Origin of the sequence: Psychrobacter sp. Marseille-P5312 (genome assembly GCF_900291405.1) — a bacterium.
Taxonomy (GTDB): Bacteria; Pseudomonadota; Gammaproteobacteria; order Pseudomonadales; family Moraxellaceae; genus Psychrobacter; species Psychrobacter celer.
In genome coordinates this window covers 2,428,938-2,451,058 of the sequence record NZ_OLML01000001.1, presented here as the reverse complement: position 1 = coordinate 2,451,058, position 22,121 = coordinate 2,428,938, and the positions used below count along the sequence as shown (strand labels likewise).

The following is a 22,121-nucleotide window of genomic DNA, read 5'->3' as shown; positions in this document are numbered from 1 at the left end:
TCTCTAAGAAGGCTGGCATCATGATTCGCTTACATCATCTCAATCAATCACGCTCATTACGTACGCTATGGCTATTAGAAGAGCTGGGCGTCGCTTACGAAATCATCAGCCATCAGCGTAATACGACAACGCATCTGGCCCCAGACAGCCTAAAAGCAGTCCATCCACTGGGTAAGTCTCCGGTTATCGAGATGGATGGTCAGTTATATGCAGAGTCAGGCGCTATCACTGAGCTGCTGATTGAGCGTTTTGCGCCCAAGCGCCTGCGCCCTGCGACCGATAGTAGCGATTATGGCACTTATCTGCAGTGGATTCATTTTGCCGAAAGCTCTTTGATGTTACCGCTGCTGCTCGAGCTTTTTACCAAAAAAGCAGGCGTGGAGGACAATGCGTTTTTAGATGGCTATATCAGCACCGAAAAGCATCGATTGCTCAGCTACCTAAACGATGAGGTGAAAGATAAATCCTTTATCGTTGGCAATAAGCTAAGCGGTGCTGATTTCATGCTATCGTTTGACTTGATTATGCTGGCCAAACGTCATGCTCTGGCAGACTATCCGCATATCGAGCAATATGCGTTGCAGCTGTCTAGCCTCGATAGCTATCAGCGTAGCATGCGCTTAGAGGTCAATTACGATCAGTCTATTGGTTAGCTTTTTACTGGTTATCGACTAGCCTACGCTAGCTGTGGCCTAGCATAGGGATAGCGGATAAAAAACAGCTCTGCAGAGAGCTGTTTTTTGTGTTCTGGTCAGTGCGTGTTGAACATTCACAAATAGGCACGCTATAGGCGATGATTTAAAAACTTATCTTCAAGCCAGCGATTCATAAATACATTGTCTGGGTCGTACTCACGGCGTATTTGCAAAAACCGATTGAGCTTAGGATAAAGGTTTTGTAGCTCTATATGGCCGAGCTTATTGACCTTGCCCCAATGCGGGCGACCCTGCCATTTTTTCATATACTCATACAACCATTTAAACAGTGGCTCACAGTCCATACCTTTATAAACGTGAAAAGACAACACCGCACAGTCCTCACCTTGGGTTGGGCTAAGCATTCCTGTCTCGCCTTTGTGGGTGCGCACCTCAATGGGAAAATGTGAGTGTTTATTGTCTTTGAGCAAGATTTGGTTGACCTCAGTGATACAAGCATCAAAATCTGAGAGCTTAATAAAATACTCCGACTCGTTAAATTTTACGCCGCGCGGGGTCGGAAATACTTCGTAACTGTAGCCCTCTCGCCTAGTGTTGGGAATAGAGTTGGCGGATATTTGACTGACTTTTTTGCTCCATTCAAGGTTCAAGCGCGCAAGCTCACACAGCACATAAAAAGCCCCATTGAGCGTCACCACGCTGTCAAACGTATCTTTGAGCTTTTGCGCGTGGCTCATCGGTTTTGGCTCAATGACCGAGAGCGTTTTTTGCTGTAATTTATTGGTGCCAGGAAATAAAAACCACTCTAAATGACGATGCGACTGGGCGTTTTTATGAAAGTTTGCCAAACCATCGGCAAAATCCATGACTTCATTGCGCTCTTGTAAACCATATAGATCGACGACTCTGAGCGTCAGCTTGGTAAAGATGCCTAGCATGCCGAGGCTGACATGCAGCGCATTGCCCAAATCGTCTGTCTGCGGGTTGCCGCGTTGATGACGGTGCAGCTCGCCGCGCCCATCTACCCACTCCCAGCCCACCACTTGATCGGCGATAGAACCAAGAGTCACTCCTGTGCCGTGGGTTGCCGTGCTGGCCGCACCTGCGATGGTCTGCGCTTGGACGTCGCCCATGTTTTCAAGCGCAAGGCCATGCGCTTTTAGCGCCTCGCCAATCTCATGTAGATACGTGCCTGCATGTAGCGTTGCCAGCTTATCTTCGGTATCCACTGAGATAAGCCCGCGCATATGATGCAAGCTGATAGCAATCTCTTCAGGTTTGGCGCAACCACTAAAAGAATGCGCCGCGCCCGTGACTCTCACACGTTTTTTATCTTTTCTTGCCTGCTTGATGATATCTTGCAGCTCTGCTACCGAGGCGGGCATCAGTTTTTGCTCTGGCTGTGCTCGCTCATAGCCTACCCAGTTTTGCCAGTCGTTATTTGCTTGCCACTGCTTTAATGAAAACATCTGCCGTCTCCTCGGTAGGTTGTCATCGTTGTCCCCGCATCCTTGCGGCGGATAGAAGTATGGTTTATAGCGCGTTCAGCTGTGCCCTGCGGCATCTGACCAGCGCCTTCATAGCAGACCAGCTCATTGAAATGCTCGCAGAGCTCGCCAGCTTTGGCATGGCGGCACCAAACAAACCGCATCGCCAATCTTTAGGCTTGTCTCTGACACGGTACGTTTATCCATTTTCATGGGCGTTTGCACCTCACCAAACCCCTCGTCATTGAGTATGGTGAGGCCAGCGGGATAATGCACCACAGGAGCTTTGTCGATGCCTACGGCGCCTGAAGCGATAAAGCGGCCGCCATGACACGTGATCACGTCTTTTTCAGGCTGGCGCGTTACCGGTAACACAAACCCTGCTGCCGCTCGAAAGTCCTGCATGCTCTCCATATAATCAAAGTAAGCAGGCTTATAATAGGCTGAGCCTACTGTCACCTCGGTAATCTCAGGCTGACATGCGGTAAAATCCATACTGCCACTGCCGCCGCCATTGACCAGCTGCAACGCATAGCCTTGTTTTTTTAGCCAATTCACCATGGCACCGCGGCGCTGACTGACTTGCTTTTGGGAGCGTTGTTTGAGTAGTTTGATGGCAGGTGTCAACAACGCCTTGCCTGGTAAATGCTCGGGCAAGCCTGCAATTTGTGCCTCGTAACCCATCGCAGCGACGAGATTGATATGATCTGACTTTTTTATGTGCTTAAGCAGCGCTTTGATGTCTTTTTTGTGCATCAGTGCCGAGCGTTTGGTGCCAAAATATAGTTTTGGCAGTGGCATCGACATATTGACATCCAAGCAGACATCGATTTTGACGCCGTGCTCGATACCAACGCGCTCCAATACCGCCACATGCTCCGGACGATCGACCATCCAGACCATCACCGCTCCCTGCTGGGTGTATTTAAGGGTGTTTGCCACGCTGATGGTATCTAAGGTCGGATAAGCGCAGAGAATATTGTCAAAGCCGTTTTCGAGCAGATAGACGGACTCATCGGCCGCATAGGACATAAGCCCGATAAAACGAGGTGATCTGTCTTTTATATAATGTAAAACATCGATGGAGCGTATGGACTTGGTGGCTAGACGCAGATTGACGGCTTGGGTTTTTTGATTGACCAGCGCGATATTGTGATCGAGCGCATCGATGTCGAGCCATGCCTGTGGACTTTCGGGTGGAATGATGTATACAAAATCCATTTTGCCTTCCTTGTCACAACGAGCAGACACTATCCTATGTCTTTTATAGGTTCAAATTTAGATTGATGGTTAAACTGAGGACACAGCATAATATTTAATGGTACTCGCCTACTCAGTGGTATTCGCCCTAACAATTATAGAGCTACAATTACCGAGTCAAACCTCTATCAATCCGCATCATAGTGTGAACCGAGAATATAACGCCGTCAAGCATCTCAGCGATAAAATAAAACACTTGTCCGTTATTTTTTCTCTCAACTGTATCATCACCCTCAATAGTATCGCCATGGTACCGATTACACCGACAAAAAAAAGACCCAAGCGAAACTTGGGTCTCCTGCGGTAATGATGAATATTAAGCAATAAATGGCGCAACAAAAGGACGAAGTCGGTGGTTGCAAAAAGCGTGCTTAGCTATGGTAATAGCCGCTTGGTCTGCCAGTTGTTGTTATCGTCTTTGCTATAGACGATACGGTCGTGCATACGGCTGGCGCGCCCCTGCCAAAACTCGATGTGTTCAGCAGTAATCTCATAACCGCCCCAAAACGTCGGCGTTGGCACCGGACTGTCACTGGGATAGCGGTTTTGTAACTGCGCAAATTTTTGCTCCATCACTTCCCGATCAGCCACTTCTCCGCTTTGTGGCTCGCTCACCCATGCGCCAACTTGACTGTCGTGAGGGCGCTTTTGAAAATAAGCCGCTGACTTGTCCGCGTCTATTTTGGCAATTCGGCCACTGATGCGAATCTGACGCTCTAGCTCATGCCAGAAAAACAACACTTCAGCGTTGGGGTTTTCACTGATATCTTGCCCTTTAGCGCTGTCATAATTGGTATAAAACACCACCCCTGTCTCAGTAATCTCACGCAGCAATACGATACGGACGCTGGGTTTAAGATCCGCGCCGCAAGTGGCCAGACTCATGGCATAAGGCTCTTGTACTTTTTGCTCAATCGCCTCAGTCATCCATGCACCGAGTAGCTCAAATGGAGAGGTGGGGACTGACTGTTGATCTAAAACGCCTTTTTCGTATGACAAACGCTGATCGGTAAAATCCATACTCATGGCAACTCCTTTATATAATATACAGTGTGACTGCTGATCATGATTGATTATCATAACCTTTAACGTCAATCAATTAGCCCAATACCGCCTTGATCTGATCCGCCAGATCATTGGCCAGCACATCACATTCTATCTCGTCGTCAGACTCAACCATGACTCGAATCATCGGCTCTGTACCTGATTGACGAATGAGTAAACGACCACGACCTGCCAGTGTCGCACGCGCTTTATCAAAGGCGGCCACCAGCTCAGGATACTCAAACGGGTCTTTCATCTCAGACAAGCGCACGTTGACCAGTTTTTGTGGTAGCACGTCAAGCCCTTCGACCAAGTCACTAAGCGCACGGCCACGCGCTTGCATGACAGTCAGCACCTGCAAACCTGCGATAATCGCATCGCCTGTACGGCTTTTGTCCAAGCATAAAATATGACCAGACGGCTCACCGCCCAGTATCCAACCATTGGCCTCAAGCGCTTGCATCACGTAGCGATCGCCTACTTTTGCACGGACAAAGTCAATCTCAGCGGTTTTGAGCGCCAGCTCTAGCCCCATATTACTCATCAACGTACCGACCACGCCCTTAGCTTTGTCTGCGCCTTGGGTGGCGAGCACGTATAGGATCCCATCACCATCGACTAAGGCTCCGGTTTCATCGACCATCACGATACGGTCACCATCGCCATCTAGCGCGATCCCGACATCAGCACCATGCTCGACGACCGCTTTTTGCAAGCCTGCTGGATGGGTCGAGCCGCAGTTAGCATTGATATTGATACCATCAGGCGCATGATTGATGGCGATGACATTGGCACCCAGCTCGCGCATGACTCTCGGTGCCACGCTATAACCCGCTCCGTTGGCGCAGTCGACGACGACAGTAAGATGGCCTAAGTCATACTGATAAGGAAAGCTGCCTTTACAGAATTCTATATAGCGACCTTTGGCATCGTTGATACGATTGTTTTTGCCAAGTTTGGCAGGATCCACAATAGGCATGATGGTGTTATTGTCTGCTTCAGAGGCACTCATGATGGCGGTGAGCTTATCGTTAATGGCCGTTTGCATCTCATCGGTCAACTTTTTACCATCGCCCGAAAAAAACTTGATGCCATTATCAAAATAAGGATTGTGCGAGGCGGAGATGACCACACCGGCATCCGCATTAAAACTGCGAGTCAAATGGGCAATGGCAGGCGTCGGCAATGGGCCGAGCATATGGACATCCACCCCTGCGGCATTAAAGCCCGACTGTAGCGCCCCTTCTATCACATAACCTGACAGGCGAGTGTCTTTACCGATGACCACACTAGGCTTGCGCGATGGATTGGTATTATTCTCTATTAGCACCCTGCCTGTCACATAACCCAATTTTAAAATAAAATCCGGTGTGATTGGGGATTCACCAAACTTTCCACGAATACCATCGGTGCCAAAGTAGCTCATTATTTATCTTCCTCACATATAAAAGTAAAAGGCCGTTTCAGGGATCGGCACTACTGTTATTATTGTTACTGTCATTATAATCACTGTTGTTGTAATTACTATGGCTATAATCCATTTTGGTATTTTACAAAAAAAACAGCCAACAATAACGAGGCATTGTTGGCTGTTTGTATCTTAACGTCTCTGTAGTCGTGCAATCTGGCAAAAACGCAGCACCTACAGTAGGTAGGACAACAAATTAGTTCACACGGTAGTTTGGTGCTTCTTTGGTGATTTGCACATCGTGGACGTGCGACTCTTTCATACCAGCAGACGTCACCTTGATAAACTGTGGTTTGCTACGCATATCTTCGATAGTCGCAGAGCCTGTGTAACCCATTGATGAGCGCAAGCCGCCGACCAACTGATTGACGATGCCTGCTACTGGGCCTTTATAAGGAACGCGGCCTTCGATACCCTCTGGCACCAGTTTTTCTACGCCGTCTTTGGCATCTTGGAAATAACGGTCTGATGAACCATTTGAGCCTGACATTGCACCCAAGCTACCCATGCCGCGATAGGCTTTGTAGTAGCGACCTTGAAACAACTCGACCTCACCTGGTGCCTCCTCGGTACCTGCCATAAGCGAGCCGACCATGATGCACGATGCACCAGCAGCGATGGCTTTTGCCATATCACCTGAGTAGCGGATACCCCCATCAGCAATCAAAGGAATGCTGTCTTGTAGGGCGCTTGCGACATTGTCGATTGCTGAGATTTGAGGCACACCGATACCAGCGATGATACGCGTGGTACAGATAGAACCAGGGCCGATGCCGACTTTTACCGCGTCTGCACCTGCATCGCGTAATGCAAGGGCTGCGTCACCGGTGGCGATATTACCGCCAATCACTTGAACGTTAGGATAGTGCTTTTTGATCCACGAGACTTTTTCGATTACACCTTTTGAGTGGCCGTGCGCAGTATCTACCACGATAACATCGACGTCTGCTGCGATCAAAGCTTCGACACGTGCCTGCGTATCTGCGCCGGTGCCGACAGCAGCACCAACCCGTAGACGACCTTGCTCATCTTTACACGCATTTGGGTTGTTTTCGGCTTTGGCAAAGTCATTGACTGTGATCAGACCTTTTAGGCGATAGTTATCATCGATAACGATGACTTTTTCGATGCGATGCTCATGGAGTAAACGCTTGATGTTTTCGTTGTTCTCGCCTTCGTGTACGGTGACCAACTGATCTTTTGGTGTCATGATTTTGCTGACAGGCAGTGATAAGTTGGTTTCAAAGCGCCAGTCTCTGTGAGTGACGATACCGACCACACTATCTGTGCCTTTTTCGACGACAGGCACGCCTGAGATGTTGTTGTCTTCGGTCAACTGCAACAGCTCACCAATGGTCATCTCTGGATGTACCGTGATAGGGTCAACCACTGTCCCTGCTTCAAACTTTTTCACACGGCGTACTTGCGTGGCTTGTTTGGCGATATCCATACTCTTATGCAAGATACCCATTCCGCCTAGCTGCGCCATAGTGATGGCCATTTCAGACTCAGTCACCGTATCCATAGCGGCAGAAACCAGCGGTAAATTCAACGTGATGTTTTTGGTCAAACGGGTGGTCAGATCAGCAGTTTTTGGTAGGATTTCAGAATAGGCTGGCAATAATAAAACGTCATCAAAGGTTAAGGCTTCATCGACAATTCGCAACATACAGACCCCTAGTGGTGGTTATTTTGATGGGTGGGATTTTCGCGATAAGACAATCAACCAAGATCACCAGTATGACTTTACGATAGTCAAAGCCTTATGTGTTGCAGACTTTTTATCATAGAGCTTTCGATAATAGACAATGAGCCAGTCGTTGTTTGTCTAAAAACCCTCTATCACTAAACAAACACCAGTACTTGAAAATTGCCATTGATTTATGAGTGATAAATTTGCACAAATACAGTGCGGACTCATCTCTTAATCGCTCGTTTATCCCGTAAAAATAACGCCATATTATAACAAATACGCAGGCACCTCGCATGCTTATTTATCAGCTTATTTTGTAGAATTGATCAATATCATACAAACAGGCGCGCATCTACTCTATCACTCAGACAGCGGCACGAGATTAACTGGCGTATCGAGCACAGATGGCGCACCTCACGCTTCGTGTTGCTTCATGATAAAACGCTCAGCGGGTAGATATGATTTTTGCTCACGATAGAGATAATGTAGCATCTGTTCACGTACTTGACATTCAAGATAAAAGGCATTCATCGGGCCGTCAGAGGCTAGGCTACCTCTTAATTTGATGGTGTTTTCGCTCAGCGATACCGTGACCATCTCAGGCTCAGTCTCACCATCCCATAAGTCGTTATCTTTGACCAGTGAAATAAATTTTTCGCGAATGGCCTCGATATCAGCACCATAATCCACGTACAGATAGACCACGCAAGTCTGATGCACCTCGGTATGAGACCAGTTTTCTACAACCTCGGTAATCAGGCGGCGCATCGGTACGATCAATCGGCGCTCATCCCACGTCTTTAGCACCGCATAGGTATAACGCAAATCTTCAATCGTCGTCCAATCCCCCTCCATCATCACCGTATCGCCAATACGCACAGGCTGAGTCACCGCCACCTGCACCCCTGCGATGATATTGCCCAAGATAGGCTGCGCAGCAATACCGATGACCACCCCCGCGATACCAGCTGAGGTCAATAGTGTCTTGCCCAGACCCTCCATATTGGTAAATTCGCTAAGACCAATCCAGATACTGCCCAAAATCATGACAAAGATAAAGACGCGGCGAAATATCGATACATAGGTGCGGCGACGACGCTCTTTATCAAAATGCTCTTCGGTCAGATTTTCGATCTGCATGTCTTGATAGCGATTGGCAAAAAAGTTAATAATCCGAATACCAAGCCATGAAGTGCTAAATACCAGTCCAATCCAAATCAGCGGGCGGGTCGATGAGGCCACCGCATCTAGATAAGGAAAGCCCCCTGACACTAAGGTAAACACCAATGAAAAACTGATGGTAAAGGTTAAAGGTACCGTCAATTTGCTGACAAGGTCTGCCACACCATGACTACTGCCGACGTAGTTGCTGTACTTTTCATCATCCATGTAGCGACTGATGAGCTTTTCAGTGCCCTTACTCAGTAGCCAGCCCGCCCCCATGGTCAACAAAAAAAACAAAACGAGTGCTAAAAACTCCCACAAAGCAATACTAAAAAACTGTATTTTTAACCAGGCAGGCAGATAGCGCTCAAACTCTGCCGGATGGTACTGCGCGTATAGGTTATCGATGTTGCCTACTGTTTGTGCGGAAAATACCCAAACAGGTGCCTCCTCCCCAACTCTCACGCGCTGCAAATAGATAGGTACGCGGCGCTCGCGGTAGTCGATATAGCCAAGCTGAATGGAGCGTCTGGCGATGCCCATCACGCTGCTGTTGTTACCCAGCGGCGGCTCAATAAGCCCATCCGGACGATCTGGCAAATCATCAAACACATACAGCTCTCTTTCGGACAATAAAAAATCCAAACGCTTAGAGAGCTCAAGCGCGCGGCTGCGCTGAATCCTTTGGTCGATCAGGTTCATATTCAGCGCATAAGCGGCCAAGTCATACTGCTGTTTCATCACTGCCGACTGAAAAAACTCTAACGTGGCAAGCGGCGTGGTCAGGTTTGGCGGCTTAGATAACGGCGGCAAGCCGGTATTGAGTCTATCCAAAAGATAGTAGCTCTCATGATATTCGCCCGTTAGACCCGCATCACCCTGCAACTCACCTGCCTGCTCTACCGCGCTACGCTCAGTGGGGTCAAATACCTCTTCTGCAATCGCAGAAACACTGACGCTGCCATCACTCATCGAGTCTAGCTGCTGCTCGGCGTATTCGCCAAAATTATCTGGCTGGGCAACAGCCTCTATCGCCGCGCCGAGCGTCAGTAAAAAAAACACCACCAGTATTTGCCATATCATAGCGCGCCGGCTCTTCGGCGACTTGTCATTGATCAGCCGATGGCCAATAGTGCGATGGCAAATAAAGGGTATGACTCTATCCGTGTCAGTCTGATGATGTTCAGCAGCATCCGTGTGAGAAGTATTCATATATCGACGGCCAGTAAGTTGCGTAAGTTGTATGAATTTGTATAAAAAATAAGCGTATCGTACAAGCGTAAGAATACCGTAAATGCGGTATCAAAACCGTTTGGTCTTGGTACAAGGCGTATAGATATTTTATTTATTACCTTGCGTGCTGTCCCAACGCCGCGCACAATAAACACCTTTAGCACGTGGCACATAGTATCTTGCATGCCAACTTTATTTAGGATCGACTAAATTTATTTTGAGTACAAAAAAAGCCAGCATCAAGCTGACTTTATATGTAAAAAAACAAGTATGGTCGTATAAGTCCGCTCAAATCCGCTTACGCGCGGCGCCATGTGGTACCAGCGCGGCTGTCTTCAAGCTCGATACCCGCCTGTTTTAACTGCTCGCGTATCTCATCGGCGCGGGCAAAGTTTTTGCTAATTTTAGCATCATGACGCTCAGTGATAAGCGCATCGATAGCAGCATCATCTAGCCCATTATCCGCCTGCTCTCCGGTCACCGCTTGCAAGAACTGCTGTACAGGCTGCTGCAAGAGATTTAGCACTTGTGCCAAGGCCTTGAGCTGCTGGGCTGACTGCCATGCTGCCGTCACATCTTCAGCTTTGACGGCTTTATTGATATCTCGAGCCAAGCCAAACAACACACTTATCGCCGTTGAGCTATTAAAGTCATCATTCATGGCTTTGATAAAGTCTTGTCCAGCAGCACTATCGTAAGCTTTAGCCACTAGCTCTGCATTGACTACGATTGACTGACCTTTTTGTTGCTCAGCCAATTTTAGCGCGTTGTATAATCTGCTTAGGCTATTATGCGCTTCATCCAAAGCGCTGTCTGAGAAGTTTACTTGACTGCGATAATGGCTCGATAATAAGAAAAAACGCACCGTCTCAGGTAAGTATTTCGCGGTCACATCACGAATGGTAAAGAAGTTGCCCAGTGACTTCGACATCTTTTCGCCATCGACATTGATAAAGCCAACATGCATCCAGTTACGCGCGTACTCGCAGCCTGTCGCGGCTTCTGACTGGGCGATTTCGTTTTCGTGATGCGGGAACTGTAGGTCGTGACCACCGCCATGAATATCAAAGGTATCACCTAGGCATTTGGTCGACATCGCTGAGCATTCTATATGCCAGCCAGGACGCCCCTGTCCCCAAGGCGACGCCCACTGCGGCTCATCGGGTTTGGCCGCTTTCCATAAGACAAAGTCGAATGGATTGCGCTTGTCAGTCTCGACCTCAACACGCGAACCTGCCTGCATATCATCCAAGTTACGCTTAGATAATTTGCCATAATCAGCAAAGCTATCGACCGCATAATAGACATCACCATGATCCCCTGCATACGCATAGTCATTGTTGACCAAGTTGCCAATCATCTGCTGCATCTCGTCGATATGATCGGTCGCGCGTGGCTCAGCATTTGGCATCTGGCAGCCTAGAGCGCTCGCATCTTCGTGCATTGCATTGATAAAACGCTGGGTCAATACACCAATCTCTTCGCCATTTTCACTCGCGCGAGCGATGATTTTGTCATCGATATCGGTGATATTACGGACATAATTGACATCATAACCTAGCTGCGCAAGCCAGCGCACCGCCATATCAAAGGCCACCATCACACGCGCATGACCAATATGACAATAATCATAAACAGTCATCCCGCACACATACATGCCGACCTGTCCTGCTTTGAGTGGTACAAACTGACGCTTGCTACCTGTCAGTGAATCATAAATGGCCAGCTGAGACATCGCATCGGCAAGTGGTGTGGTCATAGTTAAAAAGCCTTTGATATAAATTAAGTGGAATACAAACAAAACAGACAAAAAATCACGCGCAGCGATCCATGGACACTCATAAACTCTGCAGCGCGATAAAACTTAACCCATTATCTTAGCGAAAACCGCCATAAAATACTACAATGAGCACATAACTAACACCACTGAACGATAAAAACCGCTAAGGATATAAAGATGGGCAACCGTTTGAGTAAAATATATACACGTACCGGCGATGATGGTAGCACCGGCATGGCAGATGGCAGCCGCGTGAGCAAAGCTGATATTTTGTTTGGCGTGATGGGTGATATTGATGAGCTAAACTCACACATCGGTATGGTACGTGCGTACTTGCAGCAAGGCGCTCTATCAGTATTTAAGACGCAGACGGACGAGTCCGAGCTTTCTGAGGCGTTGGCGGTTATCCAACATCTTTTGTTTAATATCGGTGGCGAGCTTGCCATGCCAGAATATGAAGGCGTGAACAGCACGCACATTGAATGGCTAGAGCAGCAAATCGATGCAATGAACGCTACCTTAGCGCCACTAAAAGACTTTATCTTACCCACTGGGTCGTTGCTGGTTAGTCAGCTGCATGTCGCACGTAGTGTGTGTCGCCGTGCTGAGCGCCAAGCAGTCCTATTACAGCAAGCGCGCCCGCAAGCAATCCGTGCAACGGCCATCAGCTTAATCAACCGTTTGTCTGATTGGTTGTTTGTCGCGGCACGTTTTTGCACAGACCCTGAGCAAGTCTCTGAGGTACTTTGGGACAGTCAGGTGTTACAAAACTTCGCCAGTGATAAGTAGCGGGCCCGAGACATCTGATATATACAAGCAAAAAAAGAACCCGTAACGTAAAGACGTTGCGGGTGCTTTCTTCTAAAAACCACTATCATTACTGATTTTTATGGATTAATAAGTAGCGCTTTCATCTTCGATAATGACCATATCGATGCTGTCATCTTTTGGCACTGCTTTTGGCGTCGCAGGTGCGGCAGGCTCACTGGGAGTCGCAGCACTGTTGGCTGCTGTACTGCTTGGCGAGCTAGTACCAGCGCTTTCATTTTGGTTATTGGTACTTGGCACCTCGATGGTCGGCGGCGTAGGAGGCTGGATCGGACGAATCGGCTCGACTGGTGTGGCAGCGCGCGGCTGACGCACAGGTGCTGACTGACGCTCATTGTCTTGTGCAGCAGTGCGGCGTTCTGCTTCACGCTCGGCGCGGGCGGCATCCATCGCCGACTTAAACACAGAGCCTGCCATGACATCAGCCACGACAGTGAGAAGCGCGGGCTGACCTGCGATTCGCGTACTTACTTGCCCGCCTTGAGCGCCAACGACATAGGTAAAAGCGTCATCCACGAGCATGTTGTTATTGATACGAATGTTATTTTGCGCAAGACGAGATTGCAGGCTTGGCTGATTGTTGGCCGCTTGCACTTGACTGGCTTGATACAAATCCTCACTTGGGAGCGTCATACTGACGCTCGCCTGACACGTCGTCATGCCATTGCTGTTGGCTGCTTGTAGTACTGCTGCGTTTTGTACATCAATCACAACACCATTGGTCTTATCAGCAATGCTAGCGCCTGCAAGGCTGATCTCGGCGTCATTTGCATAATTGGCAGCGAGCGTCTGTGCTTGTTGATTGAGCGTATTTTTTAGTGTCGTTTTGAGGCGATCTTGCACCATGGGATCATCACAGCTGACCGCGGTAGCAGCAGCGTTTTCTGCGGCAGCCTCTTGCTCTGTCAGCTCAGCGGTCTCTGTCGTCTCTTCTTTTTCTGAGCGATCACAGCCGACAAGCGCTAAACCACATACCACGCCAATACCAGCCACTTTTTGCCACTTGCTCACACTCTTATTTGCTACGCTCATATGTATTTTGCTCCCAATTTACTAATTCGTACCGTCACTGACGGACAGTGATTGATGTTCAAACCAAAACCCTAGCTGCCAGCGGTTAAAACCAGATTATTATACGGTGTTTAGATGAAATGGTCATTAGTGTCTGCCATGGATATACAAATAACGTCCTTCATTCGCCACAAAACCTGCGTTTGGTTGCAAAAACATAACAATGACATATTTATATAGGGCGTGTCGAACATTTTGATTCATTAAAGGTCAACTCTAGCGCCCACCATTTTGATTCATTTTGGTTCGGCATTTGCTCAGATAGCAGTCGTAAATGTTGTTAGACGTCGCCTATCTCAGGCGATATGATGAGCCTAAAACACTCGTTACTGTATCTAATGATAAACTTTAAAAACACGCTGTTACTCGGTCATCGCGGCGCGCGCGGTGAAGCCTTAGAAAACACCTTACTTGGATTTCAGCATATCGGGCGTCTAAAAAACCATGGTTTGGCTGGTGTAGAGCTCGATGTCCAGCTAAGCGCTGATGGTCATTTAGTGGTTTTTCACGATGAAGATTTGGCGCGGATGTGTGGCCAGCAGTCACGTATTGCTCAGCTGACTCTAGCGGAGATCAGACGACACCTACAGCTTGGTCATCCTATTATCACCCTAGCGAGTATCGCCCAGACGTTGCACGAGTTTTCTGTCATTGAGCTTGAGATCAAGACCCATGAGCGCACCGATTATACCGCCCTTATCCAAGCGCTGGCGCGCGATCTGATTGACACGCCGCTGATTCATTTACCGCTTGTACTAACCAGCTTTGACACCGAGCTGCATATGCGTCTGCAGCGGCATCAGCAGCTAAAACGCCTACCGCGAGGTTTACTCATTCGCACCGCCGAAGCACTGGCTACCGCGACCAATACTGCTTTGCAGTTGGGCTGTGTACAGCTGGGCGTGCATCATCCGCTGCTGAGTCGAGCCATCATCGCTCATAGCCACCGTTACAACTTGCCTGTGAGTGCGTGGACGGTCAATGATATCGACGCCATACAGCAGCTGATCGACTGGCAGGTTGATGTCATCATCACCGACTTCCCCAGTCAGGTATTGGGCCGACAATAGGTTACGGTTGCGCTGTTAACTTTCTATCTGTAGGTTCTGACTCTCCCTCAATTCTGAGACATGGGTTCTTGTACATATCTGCTGTAACACTTACACTTCTCCCTCATGTCTGATAAGTCTATCGCTATTTTGACCCATCCATTCTATAATCCATACAAGTTGTTGTTATTTAGCAATATTTTTATAGTGCATAAGTGTTCACTTTATTGTTTTTTTAGGGTACTATAGACGCTTAAATGAATACCATTAGGGATGTTATATGATTGCAAAAAAAGCACTTGGCTTACCGCTTAAAGGCTTACGTTTCGCTATCAAATCTGGTGACACGCTTGTTAAGACCGCCAGCACTCAAATCACACGCTTTAATGAAAATAAAACGAAAAGCTTGCTCGGTGAGCAGCCAGTTGCCAAGCGCAACTATGCACATATCGATGCGCCAGTTGCAGGGTCTCAAGAAGCGAGTATCGACATGCGTGAGTTTGAGTTTACCAAAGCGCCGATCAACTGGATTCCAGCCACTATCTTAGTCGCCACTCCGATTGCGGCTGCGATCATCACGCCGTGGTATTTGTTTACTCACGACGTCAGCGCACCAGTTTGGGGCGTGTTTGGCGCTTTTATGATATGGACTGGCCTTAGTATTACCGCAGGCTATCACCGTCTGCTGTCGCACCGTGCGTATAAAGCCCATCCTATTGTCAAAAACTTTTTACTGTTTGGCGCAACCCTAGCGGTACAAGGATCAGCATTTGACTGGGTATCTGGGCACCGTAGCCATCATCGTCATGTCGATGATCGTTTGGATGACCCATACTCTGCCAAGCGCGGCTTTTGGTTCAGTCATATTGGCTGGATGCTACGCAACTACCCTAGTGGTAAGTTCGATTACAAAAACATCCCCGACTTGACCAAAGATCGCGTCTTGCAAATCCAGCATAAGTATTATGGCTTGTGGGTGGTTGCTATGAACGTCGGTATGGTCGCTGCGATTGGTTGGCTATTAGGGGATGTTTGGGGCACACTCATCATTGCAGGCTTGCTGCGTTTGGTATTGACGCATCACTTTACCTTCTTTATCAACTCCTTGTGTCATATGTTTGGTACGCGCCCGTATACCGATACCAACAGTGCCCGTGACAACTTCTTTTTGGCGATATTTACATGGGGTGAGGGTTATCACAACTACCATCACTTCTTCCAATACGACTATCGTAATGGTGTCAAATGGTGGCAGTATGACCCAACCAAATGGCTGATCGCAGGGCTATCAAAGATCGGTCTGACCAGTGAGCTGCGTACGGTCGATGACACAACCATCAAGCATGCTGAAGTGCAAATGCAGTTTAAAAAAGCCCAGCAGCAGATCGAGACGGCGATGGCAGGTGGCATCGACATCCCTCATGCGATGAAAAACTTTCAAGATCGTATTAAGCTTGAATACGATGCCTTTATGCAGACCGTTGAAGAGTGGAAAGCGCTAAAAGCCAAAGCCATTGAGCTAAAAAAGACTGAGTATGCTGATCGTTTGCATGAAGTAGATGACAAGCTAAAACACGACTATGCAAAGATTGAACAAAAAATCCTTGAGCATAATAGCAACCTAAAAACTGCTTTTCGCTCAATCGGTCTTAGCAAAAAAGCCGCTTAGTTTTTACTAAGTTAGTATTAAAACTAGTATTTAAAAAATTGCTACTTTTCTCCTACCCTCTAACTGTTATAGTTAGGGGGATTTTTTTGCTCAATTTATCGATAAAAAATAGGAAGCCGTTATGCGCTACCAAAATAGCTATGCCCAATTAGATCCGCGTCTATATCATAAGCAGCCGCCAAGCGCTCTTAACAACCCGCGTGCCGGCCACTTCAACTCACAAGTCGCTGAGCAATTAGGCTGGTCAACTGATCAAGAGTTAATGGAGCGCTGGGTCGAGATCCTAGGCGGACAATATGTGCCTGCCGAGTTTAGACCCTTGGCCATGGCTTATGCTGGTCATCAGTTTGGTCAGTGGGCGGGGCAATTGGGCGATGGTCGCGGGCTGCTTATGGCGCAAGTCATTGATCATAATGAGCAGCGACAAGACTTACATCTCAAAGGTATCGGTCTGACGCCCTACTCGCGTATGGGAGATGGGCGCGCGGTCCTTCGTAGTACCATTCGCGAGTATTTATGCGGTCACGCACTTACCCAGCTTGGCATCCCTTCCTCAAATGCTTTGGGCTTTGTCGTTTCTGATACACGTGTGCGCCGCGAACGCATGGAGGCTGGCGCTGCACTGATGCGGGTGGCAGACAGCCATATTCGCCTCGGTCATGTCGAGTGGATCGCAAGCTTTGCCCCTGATTTGCTCGGTGAGTTTACCGACTATATGATTGATACTTATTATCCAGAGTGCCGCGAGAGCGAGATACCTGTGCTCGCATTTTTGCAAGCCGTCGTTGCGCGGACGGCACGAATGATTGCTGACTGGCAATTGATCGGCTTTGCCCACGGGGTGATGAATACCGATAACTTATCCATCACTGGCAGCACCTTGGATTTCGGTCCGTTTGGTTTTATGGAGCGCTTTAATCCTGCTTGGATCAATAATCACTCTGATCATACGGGACGCTACGCCTATCAAAACCAACCAGCGATTGGTCATTGGAACCTAAACGTTTGGTTGCCGCACTTTATGCGTTTGGACGGCGTCACCCGTGAGACGCTTTCTGATTGCTTAGCGCCTTATGAAGCGACGTTTATGCAGCACTATCAGCAAGGACTGTGTCAAAAGCTTGGACTGCCACATCGAAGCGAGAGCCTCAGTGTGGCTTTTGAGTGGTTGACTCTATTAGAAGACAACTTACTCGACTACACCAACAGCTTTCGGGCGCTGCTTGGCCTGCTGGCGCCAGAGGATTATCCATATGAGCATCAATTATTGACCACCATGACTGCTGAGTTAAGCCCTGAGGCGCAGCAAGTGTGGCAAGATTGGTCAGCGCGTTATATTAGCCTCATCGAGTCTTCAAAACTCGCAGAGGCACAGGCGACCATGCAGGCGCACAACCCTGTCTATGTGCTGCGTAATAGCATGGCACAAAGAGCCATTACGGCTGCAGAACAAGGTCAGTTTGAGGAAGTGGATCGCGTCTTTACCTTGCTTGCGCATCCTTATCAGGTACAGGATATCGCAACAGAGCTCGATACCCTGCCACCCGATCCTCATGCGCCGCAAATGCCGATTAGCTGTTCTTCATAATTAGTTTAGCCATTTAACACCTCAGGCCACACAAAACAGTGTCTTTGGTCTTTATAGACTGTAATATTTTGAGACATTATGAAATTAAGGTTGATATGTCATGGGGTTTTTTGGCATTATCAACCAGCGAAATAACGAATATCATTTTATTATATTATTCGCACAATCGGGCCGAGTTGACTAGGCAGTGAATTGCCAATAGTGCTAGAATAACAGTTTTCGCTCGATTGCTTTTTTGGCCTGATATTAAACTGCCGATCATAACCCTTTTAATGCCGATGTTCTCTTTGATTATTATCATTCAATAAGCGTTGAGACGGCGGCGTTATTTTTTTATCTCCATTTACTTTATTCCAATTTATTCCAACCATGGCAATTATTATGAATGACGATACCACTTTGAATACGGATACCCACAGTTCAGAAAAAGAGCAGTTTGAACAAGCTGCCTTGCACTATCACGAGTTTCCGCGCCCAGGTAAAATCTCAGTCACCCCTATCAAACAGTTGGCAAACCAGCGTGACTTGGCCTTGGCTTATTCGCCAGGGGTAGCAGTACCTTGTCTTGAAATCGAAAAAGATCCAAAGCTTGCTGCCAAATATACAGCTCGCAACAACTTGGTCGGCGTCATCACCAACGGTACTGCCGTCCTAGGTCTGGGTAACATCGGGCCTTTGGCGTCTAAGCCTGTGATGGAAGGTAAAGGGGTACTATTCAAAAAGTTTGCTGGCATTGATGTTTTTGATATCGAGATTGCCCAAAACGATCCGGACAAGTTTATCGAAGCAGTTGCCTCTCTTGAGCCAACCTTTGGTGGTATCAACCTAGAAGACATCAAAGCCCCAGAATGCTTCAAAATCGAGCGCGAATTGCGCGAGCGTATGAACATTCCGGTGTTCCATGACGATCAGCACGGCACGTCTATCATCGTCGCGGCCGCCATGCTCAATGCCTTATTACTTACTGGCAAAAAAATCGAAGAAATCAAAGTGGTGTGCTCAGGCGCAGGTGCCGCTGCCATCTCTTGTCTAGATATCATCTGCGCGCTTGGCGTCGATAAAAACAACATCATCGTATCCGACTCTCGCGGTATCATCAGCACCAGCCGTGAAAATCTAGACGAAACCAAACAGCGCTATGCTCGTGACATCACCGCGACGTCTATCGAAGAAGTCATGGACGATGTCGATATGTTCTTGGGCTTATCAATGCCCGGCACCTTGACCGAAGATATGGTTCGCCGTATGGCAAAAGACCCAATCGTCTTTGCCCTTGCCAACCCAACCCCTGAAATCATGCCTGAGCTTGCGCATGCTGTCCGTCCTGACGTCATCATGGCGACTGGCCGCTCAGACTATCCAAACCAAGTAAACAACGCCCTTTGCTTCCCATACATCTTCCGCGGCGCTCTAGATGTAGGCGCAACCACAGTCAACGAAGAGATGAAAATCGCTTGTGTAAAAGCAATCGCTGCTATGGCACATGTCGAAGCCACCCCAACCAGCAACGTTAAAAACATCGAGCAGATGAAGAGCTTTGGCCGTGATTACTTAATTCCAGGCCCACTAGAGCCAAACCTCATCATCGAGATTGCCTCTGCCGTTGCCAAAGCCGCCATGGACTCAGGCGTTGCCACTTTGCCTATCGCTGATATGAACGCCTATCGTCAGAGCCTATCTGAGTTTGTCTATAACTCAGCGTTTGTGATGAAGCCTGTCTTTGCGCGTGCCAAAGCAGCACCAAAGCGTATCGTCTACTGTGAAGGTGAAGACAACAACGTCCTACTGGCAGTGCAAGTTGTGGTCGACGAAGCGCTTGCCCACCCTATCTTGGTCGGTCGCCCAGCTGTCATCGAAGATCATATCAAAAGACTCGGTCTGCGCTTAAAAGATGGTGAAAACATCACTATCGTCAATCAAGACGACGATCCACGCTACAAAGACTACTGGCAAGGATACTACGAGAAAAACAAACGCCGCGGCGTCAGTATCGAGCTTGCCCGCCGTGATGTGCGTCGCAAGACCACGCTAATTGGCTCGCTACTGGTAGACAATGGCGATGCAGATGGCATGATTTGTGGTACGTTTAGTCATTATCAATTGCACTTAGACTATGTCCAAAGTGTCATTGACAAAAAAGAAGGTGTTAGCGACTTTTATGCGATGAATGCGGTACTGATGCAAAATCGCAACATCTTTATCGCGGATACTTATATCCACGAAGACCCAACAGCAGAGCAATTGGCTGAGATGACCATCTTGGCCGTTGAGCAGCTACGTCGCTTCGGTATTACGCCTCGTGTCGCCCTCGTATCACACTCAAACTTCGGTACCTCAAACCGTGACAGCGCGGTGAAAATGCGCAAAGTCTATCAAATCTTGACCGACATGAACGTCGATTTTGAATTTGAAGGTGAGATGCAAGGTGATGCGGCGTTGAACGAAAACATTCGCCTAGAAGACATGCCATCAAGCCCACTAAAAGGCGCGGCGAACCTGCTGATATTGCCAACGCTAGATGCCGCAAACATTGCCTTCAACTTACTAAAAACCGCGACAAATAGCGCTTCTATCGGCCCTATCCTGTTGGGTAGCAGTAAGCCTATCCATATCCTAACACCATCAGCAACTGCGCGCCGTGTGGTCAACATGACAGCACTTGCCGTGACGGAAGCTCAGGATTTGGAGAACGAAAACCAATAACGGGCTGATGATGTTTGTCGCATCGACATCCCTTCACTCGTTACTTCAAATTTCAAATATTGTACCAACGTAAAGGACGCTAACCTCTATGGATAGCGCTCCTCTGTTATACTAAAGCCAGCCATCGCCATTTCAGTGCGATGGCTGGCTTTTTATTGTCATTGACTGATGGCACATATCAGTCCTAACTTGCGCGATAATACGAGGCTATCATGCAGATTTATCTTGTTGGCGGAGCCGTCCGCGACCAGCTACTAGGACGACCTATCAAGGACAAAGACTACGTCGTCGTGGGCGCGACAGTAGCACAGATGCTCAGTGCTGGGTTTGTACAAGTAGGCGCAGACTTTCCGGTGTTTTTGCATCCAAAAACGCATGAAGAGTATGCGCTAGCGCGTACTGAGCGCAAACAAGGCGTCGGCTATCAAGGATTTAGTATCCATGCCAGCATCGATGTTACTTTGCAAGAAGACCTGCAGCGCCGTGATCTGACCATCAATGCAATGGCGATAGAAGTCACTAGCCTAACCGATGACACGCCGCTGACAGGCGAGGTGCTTGACTACTACGGCGGATTGGATGATCTTGCGAATAAGACCTTGCGTCATGTCTCACCTGCGTTTAGTGAAGACCCTTTACGGGTACTGCGCACCGCACGATTTTATGGGCGTTATTATGATTTGGGCTTTACCATCGCTGAGGAGACACTGGCATTGATGCGCCAACTGGTCCACTCAGGAGAGCTTGCTCACCTCAGTAGTGAGCGCATTTGGCAAGAATCGAGCCGCGCGATGATGCAGCTCTCCCCGCATGTGTACTGGCAGCAGTTGTTTGATATCGGTGCACTTACCGAGTATTTTGCGCCATTACATGGGGCTTGGAATAATACGCATATAAGAGAGACGGTGCAGACGGCACTATATTTTGCTGGTCAAATGCAGCTGAATTTATCACAGCGCTGGGCGCTACTGATGACGAGCCTGAGCGCTGATGTGTTTACAAACGCTCACACAGACTCTAGCGTTGAGACTGCCTCTGCGACAAAAAATATCAACCAAATTGGCAACATGGTCAAAGTGCCCAAAGTACATACTCAATTTGCCAATTTATTTGTCCAGCAGCTCCCTACCCTAGCCGCTATCAATGAGCTGGATGCCGCTGAAAGAATTGACCTCATACAAGCCTGCGGCGCTCATAAAGCACCTGAGAAGCTCTCACAGCTGTTGGTATGTAGTCATACTTTTCAGTTGGCAAAGCAGCATCGGCAAATGATGCTGGCTCTCAATAGTTTTCACGCGATTGGTATGGAGGATATCGAAGCCGGACTTCGAGGGCCAGAAATTGGTGCAGCATTACGGCAAGCGCGCATAGATCATCTGGACACTCAGCACCCCTCTTAAGTGAGGATAACCGAACCGTCAAAGTGCG

General features: G+C 48.3%; 15 protein-coding genes. 7 read left to right on the top strand and 8 right to left on the bottom strand.

Annotated elements, in window-relative coordinates:
* Positions 1–20: 20 nt before the first annotated feature.
* Positions 21–653, top strand: coding sequence for a glutathione S-transferase family protein (locus tag C6W44_RS10590; protein WP_105245506.1), 633 nt, complete (start codon positions 21–23; stop codon positions 651–653).
* Between the two features lie 131 nt (positions 654–784).
* Here C6W44_RS10590 and C6W44_RS10585 read toward each other — a convergent pair whose 3' ends face one another.
* From C6W44_RS10585 to cysS, 7 genes are all read right to left on the bottom strand, one after another.
* Entirely contained in the window at positions 785–2,125 is a 1,341-nt protein-coding gene (locus tag C6W44_RS10585; protein ID WP_105245504.1) for a D-arabinono-1,4-lactone oxidase, read from the bottom strand.
* 123 nt (positions 2,126–2,248) lie between these two features.
* Positions 2,249–3,364 (bottom strand): alanine racemase, encoded by a 1,116-nt coding sequence (locus C6W44_RS10580; protein WP_105245502.1) that lies wholly within the window; start codon positions 3,362–3,364, stop codon positions 2,249–2,251.
* A gap of 414 nt (positions 3,365–3,778) precedes the next feature.
* Positions 3,779–4,423 carry a pyridoxamine 5'-phosphate oxidase gene (gene pdxH / locus C6W44_RS10575; protein WP_199774522.1) on the bottom strand — a complete coding sequence of 215 codons (645 nt, stop codon included), beginning with the start codon at positions 4,421–4,423 and terminating at the stop codon, positions 3,779–3,781.
* A gap of 79 nt (positions 4,424–4,502) precedes the next feature.
* A complete protein-coding gene (gene glmM, locus C6W44_RS10570) occupies positions 4,503–5,873 on the bottom strand; it encodes a phosphoglucosamine mutase (protein WP_105245498.1) in 1,371 nt (456 codons plus the stop codon).
* Positions 5,874–6,111: 238 nt separating this feature from the next.
* Positions 6,112–7,584, bottom strand: a complete 1,473-nt coding sequence (guaB, locus tag C6W44_RS10565; protein WP_105245496.1) for an IMP dehydrogenase — start codon at positions 7,582–7,584, stop codon at positions 6,112–6,114.
* Between the two features lie 438 nt (positions 7,585–8,022).
* The gene (locus C6W44_RS10560; protein ID WP_227526422.1) at positions 8,023–9,984 is read right to left on the bottom strand and encodes a mechanosensitive ion channel family protein; all 1,962 of its coding nucleotides are present in this window, start codon (positions 9,982–9,984) and stop codon (positions 8,023–8,025) included.
* Positions 9,985–10,303: 319 nt separating this feature from the next.
* Positions 10,304–11,764, bottom strand: coding sequence for a cysteine--tRNA ligase (gene cysS, locus C6W44_RS10555; protein ID WP_105245492.1), 1,461 nt, complete (start codon positions 11,762–11,764; stop codon positions 10,304–10,306).
* A gap of 198 nt (positions 11,765–11,962) precedes the next feature.
* Between cysS and C6W44_RS10550 the strand changes: the two genes are divergently transcribed.
* Entirely contained in the window at positions 11,963–12,574 is a 612-nt protein-coding gene (locus C6W44_RS10550; protein ID WP_105245490.1) for a cob(I)yrinic acid a,c-diamide adenosyltransferase, read from the top strand.
* A 105-nt stretch (positions 12,575–12,679) separates the two neighbouring features.
* On the opposite strand, the gene C6W44_RS10545 is transcribed toward C6W44_RS10550, so the two are convergent.
* Entirely contained in the window at positions 12,680–13,645 is a 966-nt protein-coding gene (locus C6W44_RS10545) for a hypothetical protein (protein WP_105245488.1), read from the bottom strand.
* A gap of 347 nt (positions 13,646–13,992) precedes the next feature.
* On the opposite strand from C6W44_RS10545, the gene C6W44_RS10540 reads away from it, so the two are divergent.
* The 5 genes from C6W44_RS10540 (at position 13,993) to C6W44_RS10520 (ending at position 22,093) form a co-directional block, all read left to right on the top strand.
* Positions 13,993–14,754, top strand: coding sequence for a glycerophosphodiester phosphodiesterase (locus tag C6W44_RS10540; RefSeq protein ID WP_227526421.1), 762 nt, complete (start codon positions 13,993–13,995; stop codon positions 14,752–14,754).
* Positions 14,755–15,223: 469 nt separating this feature from the next.
* On the top strand, positions 15,224–16,402 hold the full coding sequence (locus C6W44_RS10535; RefSeq protein ID WP_199774521.1) for an acyl-CoA desaturase: 1,179 nt from the start codon (positions 15,224–15,226) through the stop codon (positions 16,400–16,402).
* A 121-nt stretch (positions 16,403–16,523) separates the two neighbouring features.
* A complete protein-coding gene (locus tag C6W44_RS10530; RefSeq protein ID WP_105245483.1) occupies positions 16,524–17,990 on the top strand; it encodes a protein adenylyltransferase SelO in 1,467 nt (488 codons plus the stop codon).
* 381 nt (positions 17,991–18,371) lie between these two features.
* Positions 18,372–20,693, top strand: coding sequence for an NADP-dependent malic enzyme (locus C6W44_RS10525; protein ID WP_105245481.1), 2,322 nt, complete (start codon positions 18,372–18,374; stop codon positions 20,691–20,693).
* Between the two features lie 212 nt (positions 20,694–20,905).
* Entirely contained in the window at positions 20,906–22,093 is a 1,188-nt protein-coding gene (locus C6W44_RS10520) for a tRNA nucleotidyltransferase (protein ID WP_105245479.1), read from the top strand.
* Positions 22,094–22,121 lie beyond the last annotated feature (28 nt).

What these genes read in the sequence shown, in the direction of transcription:
- C6W44_RS10520 (WP_105245479.1), top strand. Translation starts at nt 20,906, where the DNA reads ATGCAGATTTATCTTGTTGGCGGAGCCGTCCGCGACCAGCTACTAGGA.
- C6W44_RS10535 (WP_199774521.1), top strand. Translation starts at nt 15,224, where the DNA reads ATGCGTGAGTTTGAGTTTACCAAAGCGCCGATCAACTGGATTCCAGCC.
- guaB (WP_105245496.1), bottom strand. Translation starts at nt 7,584, where the DNA reads ATGTTGCGAATTGTCGATGAAGCCTTAACCTTTGATGACGTTTTATTA.
- cysS (WP_105245492.1), bottom strand. Translation starts at nt 11,764, where the DNA reads ATGACCACACCACTTGCCGATGCGATGTCTCAGCTGGCCATTTATGAT.
- pdxH (WP_199774522.1), bottom strand. Translation starts at nt 4,423, where the DNA reads ATGGATTTTACCGATCAGCGTTTGTCATACGAAAAAGGCGTTTTAGAT.
- C6W44_RS10540 (WP_227526421.1), top strand. Translation starts at nt 13,993, where the DNA reads ATGAGCCTAAAACACTCGTTACTGTATCTAATGATAAACTTTAAAAAC.
- C6W44_RS10550 (WP_105245490.1), top strand. Translation starts at nt 11,963, where the DNA reads ATGGGCAACCGTTTGAGTAAAATATATACACGTACCGGCGATGATGGT.
- glmM (WP_105245498.1), bottom strand. Translation starts at nt 5,873, where the DNA reads ATGAGCTACTTTGGCACCGATGGTATTCGTGGAAAGTTTGGTGAATCC.
- C6W44_RS10530 (WP_105245483.1), top strand. Translation starts at nt 16,524, where the DNA reads ATGCGCTACCAAAATAGCTATGCCCAATTAGATCCGCGTCTATATCAT.
- C6W44_RS10560 (WP_227526422.1), bottom strand. Translation starts at nt 9,984, where the DNA reads ATGAATACTTCTCACACGGATGCTGCTGAACATCATCAGACTGACACG.
- C6W44_RS10580 (WP_105245502.1), bottom strand. Translation starts at nt 3,364, where the DNA reads ATGGATTTTGTATACATCATTCCACCCGAAAGTCCACAGGCATGGCTC.
- C6W44_RS10590 (WP_105245506.1), top strand. Translation starts at nt 21, where the DNA reads ATGATTCGCTTACATCATCTCAATCAATCACGCTCATTACGTACGCTA.
- C6W44_RS10525 (WP_105245481.1), top strand. Translation starts at nt 18,372, where the DNA reads ATGAATGACGATACCACTTTGAATACGGATACCCACAGTTCAGAAAAA.
- C6W44_RS10545 (WP_105245488.1), bottom strand. Translation starts at nt 13,645, where the DNA reads ATGAGCGTAGCAAATAAGAGTGTGAGCAAGTGGCAAAAAGTGGCTGGT.
- C6W44_RS10585 (WP_105245504.1), bottom strand. Translation starts at nt 2,125, where the DNA reads ATGTTTTCATTAAAGCAGTGGCAAGCAAATAACGACTGGCAAAACTGG.